Raw genomic sequence first — 7,304 nt, forward strand, 5'->3', positions numbered from 1 at the left:
TACTTTCGAAATTCAGGTTTAGTATTTAGTATTGAAGGTCTTTGCCCATAAACTTCCGCTGAACGAGTGAAAGCGCGAGGACGATGAAAAACAGGACGTAGGCCAGCGTGCTCGCATAACCCATGCGAAGGCCGACGAAGCCCTCCTGATACAAGTAGTAGACGATCGTCATTGTGGCGTAATTGGGACCGCCTGATGTCAGCAGATAGGCCGAATCGAAAATCTGGAACGACCCGATCGTCGTGAAAATCGCGACGTAGAAGTGGATCGGCAGCAGCAGCACGAACGTGATCCGCCAAAAGATCGTCCACCCCGAGGCCCCGTCCATCTTCGCGGCTTCGTACAAGTGCGTCGGAATCGATTTCAGGCCGGCATAGTAGTATACCATCGTGCTTCCGCACACCTTGAACACGCTGAGCGCCGCCAGCACGATCAACGCCTGCTTGGAATCGGAGAAAAACAGCTGCGGTTCGATGCCGAACCAGCTGAGAACATAGTTAAAAATGCCGGTATCGTTGCCCTTGAACAGCCAGGCCCAAATGCCGGAGATGACGACAAACGACGTGACGACCGGCAGGAAGTAGATGCTTTTGAAAAAGCCGGCCAACTTCGAGCGGATGCTGACAAGCAGTGCGAGCAGCAGCCCGATCCCCATCGTCGGCAAAATATAATACAGCGAGAACATAAGCGTATTGCGGATCGATTTCCAGGCGAGCTTGTCGTTCAGAAACGTTTCCCAGTTTTTCAAGCCGACGAACTCGCTTTTTCCGATGATCGGCCAGTCCATGAACGAAAGAACGAAGCTGAAGCCGAGCGGAAAGGCCTGAAACACGAGAAAATGTAGCAGAACCGGTGCCAGAATTACGTAGACGAACGCGTTTTTTCGCCATTCCTTCGCTAGACGGGCGCCCAGTCCGGGCTTCGTTACGCTTGGATCGGGGTCAGTTGTGGCGTACGATTTCAATCCGCGTCCCTCCAAATGATCAGATTGGAACGGCAGGAGCCGCCCCTCAAGACAGCTCCGCCGACCTGCGCACCTGCGGCGCGCGAAGGTTTATTTCACTTTCGCCAATTCGTCCCTGACCGCTGCCGCGGCTGCGCTTGCGGCTTCCTGCGGCGTTTTGCCGCCTTCCAGCATCGCCGCGATTTCCGCCTGAATTTTCGGCATAATCGTTCTCGCGACAGGACTGACGATGCCGGCGCGGGAGACGGAGGCGATGGCGGTCATCTTCTTCATCGCTTCGTCGCCGTCGTGTATCGAGGCGGCCGATTTTCGGGTCGGAATGTAGTTCGTCAGCTTGTTGAAGGTTTTCTGGTTTTCCGTATCGGTAAGCAGCTTGACGAACTCGGCGGCCGCCTCTTTGTTCTTGCTTTTATCCGATACGACGAACATGCCGACCGTTCCGAACGTCGCTTTCGTCCGGTCCGTCAACGGCTCGCCGATGACGTAGTTGATTTTCTCTTCATTGAGCACGGTCAACGTATATCCGCTTCCCCATATCGCCATCATTTTGCCGGACAGAAATTCGGGGAATTGATCTTTGTTGGATACGGAGTCGGCGGGAATCCATTTTTTGTCATACATATCTTTAATGTACTGGAACGTGGCCACGCCGGCTTCGTTGTCGAGAATGACGCTGCCGTCTTCCGCCAACACGTCTCCCCCTTTCTGCCAAAGCAGCGGGTACAAGGTGGCGTTGCAGCACGCTTCCGCTCCGGCGAAATCGCGGGCGTAATACCCTTTGGCGGCGGCTTTCTCCGCCCAGGCGTTGAATTCGTCCCATGTGGTCGGGAGATTGGCCGGATCTTCCCCGATGTCCTTGACGATATCGGCGTTGTAAATCAGCGTCTGCGTCTCCTGCAAGATCGGCAGCGCGTACTGCTTGCCATCCACGTTGCCGGCCTTAAGCGCCCCTTCGTTGAAGTCCGCCAGATCCTCATCCGTCAAATAGTCATCAAGCGGCGCGAGTACGCCTTGATTGGCGAATTGCGGAACCTGGTCGGGAATTTGATAGAAGACGTCCGGACCCGTGCCGGAGGAGAGCGCGGTCAAAATTTTCTGCTCCCGGTCCTTCCACGGAATCTCTTCGAATTTCACCTTTACGTCGGGGAATTTGGCATTATAAGCCTGGATGACCGAATCCCAGAAGGCTTTCATCTCCCCTGCTTTCTCTTCGCTCACGTACGGATGGGCCCAAACGGTAATTTCGCCGGATGGCGACGCGACTTCTCCCGACGAGCCGTTCGACGAACCCGGCGCGGGATCGTTGCCGTCGGAACCGCAAGCGGCCAGGACCAGCGGCAAGACGAGAAGCACAAACCAAACCTTGCTCTTTTTGAACATGCAGACCGTCCCTTCGTTCAGAAATTTTTGGTGACCACATATAGTTCTTATCTGGTTCATATCTGAATTGTAATGATCCGTGTAAGCGCCGTCAATGCCCTTCCCATATATGGACCATTTAAAGACAAACGGAAAAACGTTGAAAATAACCCCGGAATATAGACTTAGATGCGCATCAATCCCTCCTTTTCTCTGTCGGCCGGTATGCCGTCCGATATTGTTCATATCTAGTATATATTGATCATAAAATAAAGCTGGAGTGAATGTCAATTAAAGTTACATTAAAAGACGAAATAAGGTCGCGCATGCTTATTTTTTGGTTTATTGTGTTAGTTAATATTACATTAATAACTTTCGTCCGGAACAATGCTGCAAAAGTGCAACTTTTTCGGACGGAAAATAGCCAAAATGCGGAAATTCCTGCGATAGTACAGTTTTTTTGATCGGTTGAAGCTAAACAAAACGAAAACCGCAAAAATTCCTGTATTTTCGCAGCAATGTGTGCCACAGTCGTCTGTTCGGGCCAAAATACCTGTACTTTTGCAGTTTTTCGCCATCTGCCGGGAGACGGGGTGCTGAAGGAGGGGCGCACGCCGGAACAGAGTCGATTGGACGAAGACGAGGCGTACCGTCGGAACGGAGATGGTTAGACGGAAGACGAGGTTGCTTCGACAGATCGGAGACAGTTAGACGAAAGGCGAGGCGTACCGACGGAACGGAGACGGTTAGACGGAAGACGAGGTTGCTTCGACAGATCGGAGACAGTTAGACGAAAGACGAGGCGTACCGACGGAACGGCGCGATTGGACGGAGGACGGGGCGCGACGAACGTGAAGTTTTCCCTCATACGGCTTTTTCCGATGTTCGTCCTTCATGCGCATGCGGCTTACAACAGTGTTTTAAGTCCATGCAACTGGCATAGTGTCTTTACTTCGTATCCGGAGCCGCGCCAGTATCTTCGCTGGCGCTTCTTGGCAAACCATTTCGTTAGCTACGCGGAGGTTTCGCCCTCCCGCGACCGGACTTTCACCGTCCAGAAGATGCGTGCTTAGCTGGGCACGCAAATATAGAAAAAACGGCCGAAGCCGTTTATGCGTTCGCTATGTTTGGCGCGCACTCTCTTTTGCGTACTCTGTATTGCGTGCGCTCTGTTTCGTGCGCTGTTTTTTTAGTAGGGTTACGTACCGGCGCCGACCGGAAAGAGTTGCGATTTCAACCGGCGGATCACGGTTTCCTCATCCTCCATCCCGGACCAGAACAGCTTCAGCTCTTTACGGACCGTCTGGAGCTGGGATGCCGCCAGGTTCAGCTCCGTAAACTTGCGGAAGGTCGGGATGATTTCCCGGTACATATGGAAGCGGGTGGGACGCGCCATCACCTCTTTGCCTTGCCATTCGGCCGCCTTCTTGTTCGCGGGTATGCTCAGCGTGCGCTGCCGGATATTCAGCTGGACCGGATAGGACAGCATGTAATCCAGGAACGTCCGGGCCGCCTCCTTCACTTTCGAGTGCCTGCTCAGCGCCGCCCCGATCGTCAACAGCAGCGTCTTCGCTTCTCCCATGTACGGAAGCGGTGCCACGTCGAACGCAAACGGAGCGCCGATAAAGCGGTTCAAGCTGAAATAGGTCGACATGATCATGGACAGCTTGCCTTGCAAAAACAGATCCTCCGCGTCCGCGTCGCTTTCCGACATATAATTCGGAAACAGGCTGCGGTCGCGCTGAATGTGGCGAAACAGCGTCAGGCTGCGCCGGAGCCCCTCATCGTATTCCTCGCTGCCGGGTACGAACCGGACGCCCGACTGGAGCAGAAAAACCGGCCACCGGTTATCGGACAACAGATGAAAATAAAAGCCGTATCGGCCCTGATTTTCGCTAAGCTTCTTCGCCGACGCCAGCAATTCGTCCCACGACCATCCGCTGTCGGGCTCGGGCAGCTGTTTTTCCGCGAAGTGATCCCGGTTGTAGCAAAGCACGATCGGCGAGAAAATGAAAGGAAGCGCGCGATTGGCGCCGCCGTCCGCGAATACGCCGGAAAGGAAGGGGTAAAGTTCGGGATTCGGCTCCAGCTCCTCCAGCAGATCGGTCCACCCGTTCTCCGCCATATGCCTGTAATCCGTATAGTTGATCGTGATGACGTCCAGCAGGTCGCTTCTCATGTATTCCGCGACGGTACCGGCGAACTGGTCGTAAGGCAGCGGAATCGAACGCACCCGGATATGCGGAAACGCGCCATGAAAATCCGCCAGCACCCGGTTGAGCAGCCCTTCCTGCAGCACCGAAGGGTAATAGCCGAATTTGACGGTCTGGACGCCTTCTTCATCGGGACTGGCCACACGGTTGCCGACTCTCGGCACCTTCTCGATCAGCCCCTCCGCGACGAGCATGTCCAGGCCTTTGCGGACGGAATTTTTGCTGAGCTGGAACTGCTCGCCCAGCGCCTGCTCGGAAGGCAAAAATTCGCCGATCGCCCGCTTGCCCGCCACAATCTCCTCCCTGAGCTGGGAGACCATTTCATCCAGCCGCTTGCGGAATGTCGTTCGACTCGGTTTGTCGCTCATTTGCAAACCCCTTCACTGTACGCGCCGGCTGCGCCGGCCGTTGGTTCTTATCTGGTATTCATCAAAATGATAGCGAACAGCAAGAAGGTCTGTCAACTCCCGCGTCCCGCCCGGCGGCCATTCCCGGCTATGTCACTTGACAAAAGCGGACCGCAATTGACATGATCGTAGAGGATGCAGTTTGTTTCGCAAGGATTGACATCGATCGTAAAGAACACACTTTGTTTCGCAAGGAAAGTAAGGAAGGGGGATTTCGCATGCTAGAGGGATTTTCGCTGGAACGCATCCAGGACAAAATCGAATGTTTCGAGGCGACCGATCTGAAGACGCTGGAACGCAAAATCGAGGAGCAAATCGAGAATAACAAAGCGCTGTTGCTGGAGGTGGCGAATCTGTCCTATCAGGCGGTCTTCGACCCGAACGCCGGAAAAATCCGGTACAGCGCGATCGTCCATTTCAAAGCAAAGTAACGCATTCGACGTAAAGGGAAAAGGTTCTTGTCACCGGCTCACGACAAGAACCTTTGCACGTTATTGCATAGCCGAATAAAACCGAATAAACGTTGCAAACCGCCGGGAGGCCGAAGAGAAAACAGGCCGCAATCAGGCGGCTTCCGAAAGTGCGGGTTATGGCCTTAACGGCTTGCTGTAGCCCCTGTCCCCGTAAGGCTGCGGCTTTTCCAGCCACGGCTTCAAGATTTGCTTCAGTTCCCAGCGCATATCGGCGGCTGCAGGGACGCAAAATAAGCGACGAGCAGATGAAAGAATGGCTGTTGGAGCTTGTGGAAGGTGAAGAGCATATCTATAGGTACAAGCTCTTAGCCGAGTGTCTTCGTAACGAGTATGAGCTCCGTACTTAATATCCGCTTGCCACAATTGGTTGGGACCGGAGAAGATGCGTGCTTTCTGGGCACGCCGTACACGAAAAAACAGCGATGCGCCTGTACGGGGCGATCGCTGTTTTTTGTTCGGTACAAACTCGGCGGTTCTAATACCGCAACTTAGTAGCATGACGCAAGCAGCCGATCTACAATATACGAACTTATAAATCCCGTCCCCCCAGTGATCAGCAGCTTGCTCGCCTCTTTCATGACCATTCATATAACCCCGCGAGTATCGATCACAGCTTTGGCATGGGACTTGACCAGGCTCCAGTCCACGTTCGAATGATCGGTTAGAATGACGACGAGGTCAGCGGATTGAAGAAGCCCTTTATTCATCACTTTCGAGACATACTTCTCGGAAGACAGCGTAACATTAGATACAAAAGGATCGTGATATTCCACTTGGTAGCCCATCTGCAACAACAGTTTAAATACTTTGATTGCAGAAGATTCACGGATGTCATTGACGTCTTTTTTATACGCTAAACCGATCAGCAACACTTTTTTCTCTTTAGGATCTCCCGGAAGCGACTCCAGTTTTTTGCCGATTCGTTCTGCAATGTGGAACGGCATATAGTTGTTGATTTCATGCGCCGCTTCAATTAATTTGCTGCTTTTTCCGTATTTCTTGGCTTTCCATTGAAAATATAGCGGGTCGACAGGAATGCAATGACCACCAATGCCGGGTCCTGGAAAATAAGGAGTAAACCCGAACGGTTTAGTAGCCGCGGCTTGCAACGTTTCGCGAAAGTCGATGTTCATACTTTCACAAATGATTTCTATTTCATTTACCAGTGAAATGTTGACCAACCGTTGGATATTTTCAATTAATTTGCACATTTCCGCCACCCGCGGATGACTCACCGGTACGGTTTTATGAAACAAAGTGCTATAAAATTGGTTCACCTTTTCTTTGCACGCATTCGTTAAGCCGCTGACCACTTTAGGGATCGTTTCTAGCGGGTAACGATGATTGCCGGGATCAATCCGTTCCGGGGAATATCCCAAATAAAAATCCTGGCCGACCTTTAAGCCGCTCTTTGACAGGATGTTCCAGACCACTTCCTCCAACGTCCCCGGGTACGTAGAGCTTTCATAGATTACAGTCTGACCGGGTTGCAAATTTCTCGAGATGAAAGCCGATGCACTTTTTAATGCCCCAAGCTCTGGCTCTCCCGAATCATCTAGAGGGGTGGGTACACAAACGATAATATACTTGGCTCCCCGGATGAGTTCTCCCGGTACATTTGCTTGAAACCCGGCTTTCATCGCTTCTTTGATTTGATGATGGGTAACGTCCGGAATATAACTTTGTCCGTTCTGAAGCAACTGAAGCTTGTTCTTGTCTTTGTCAATCCCGATAACGGGATACCCTTTTTGCTGAATATGAACAGCGAGAGGGAGTCCGACATAACCGAGTCCAACAACAGCGACTTTATCTTTCTGGATTAAACGAATTTGGTTCAATTGATTCCCCCCCCCATAACTCTATTTTTATTCAACCTGAATTTCGAAAG

General features: G+C 52.3%; 5 protein-coding genes. 1 reads left to right on the forward strand and 4 read right to left on the reverse strand.

The features are described 5' to 3' along the window. Window positions 1-25 precede the first annotated feature (25 nt). The 3 genes from ABEV74_RS23005 to ABEV74_RS23015 all read right to left on the reverse strand — a co-directional run bounded on the left by ABEV74_RS23005 (window position 26) and on the right by ABEV74_RS23015 (window position 4,904). Window positions 26-964 (reverse strand): carbohydrate ABC transporter permease, encoded by a 939-nt coding sequence (locus ABEV74_RS23005; RefSeq protein WP_062495535.1) that lies wholly within the window; start codon window positions 962-964, stop codon window positions 26-28. A gap of 90 nt (window positions 965-1,054) precedes the next feature. Continuing rightward, window positions 1,055-2,344 carry a sugar ABC transporter substrate-binding protein gene (locus tag ABEV74_RS23010; protein WP_430150032.1) on the reverse strand — a complete coding sequence of 430 codons (1,290 nt, stop codon included), beginning with the start codon at window positions 2,342-2,344 and terminating at the stop codon, window positions 1,055-1,057. Between the two features lie 1,177 nt (window positions 2,345-3,521). Then, window positions 3,522-4,904 (reverse strand): extracellular solute-binding protein, encoded by a 1,383-nt coding sequence (locus ABEV74_RS23015; RefSeq protein ID WP_062495540.1) that lies wholly within the window; start codon window positions 4,902-4,904, stop codon window positions 3,522-3,524. Between the two features lie 257 nt (window positions 4,905-5,161). Here ABEV74_RS23015 and ABEV74_RS23020 point away from each other — a divergent pair, with 257 nt between their 5' ends. Further along, complete coding sequence (locus ABEV74_RS23020; RefSeq protein WP_062495542.1) at window positions 5,162-5,374, forward strand: YrzA family protein; 213 nt, start codon at window positions 5,162-5,164, stop codon at window positions 5,372-5,374. A 626-nt stretch (window positions 5,375-6,000) separates the two neighbouring features. On the opposite strand, the gene ABEV74_RS23025 is transcribed toward ABEV74_RS23020, so the two are convergent. Further along, entirely contained in the window at window positions 6,001-7,236 is a 1,236-nt protein-coding gene (locus tag ABEV74_RS23025; RefSeq protein WP_430150035.1) for a nucleotide sugar dehydrogenase, read from the reverse strand. Between the last annotated feature and the right edge of the window lie 68 nt (window positions 7,237-7,304).

It is taken from the genome of Paenibacillus cisolokensis (genome assembly GCF_050481165.1).
GTDB lineage: Bacteria > Bacillota > Bacilli > Paenibacillales > Paenibacillaceae > Paenibacillus_AH > Paenibacillus_AH cisolokensis.

Coding starts and splice junctions, on each gene's coding strand:
- ABEV74_RS23010 (WP_430150032.1), bottom strand. CDS start 2,344: ATGTTCAAAAAGAGCAAGGTTTGGTTTGTGCTTCTCGTCTTGCCGCTG.
- ABEV74_RS23015 (WP_062495540.1), bottom strand. CDS start 4,904: ATGAGCGACAAACCGAGTCGAACGACATTCCGCAAGCGGCTGGATGAA.
- ABEV74_RS23020 (WP_062495542.1), top strand. CDS start 5,162: ATGCTAGAGGGATTTTCGCTGGAACGCATCCAGGACAAAATCGAATGT.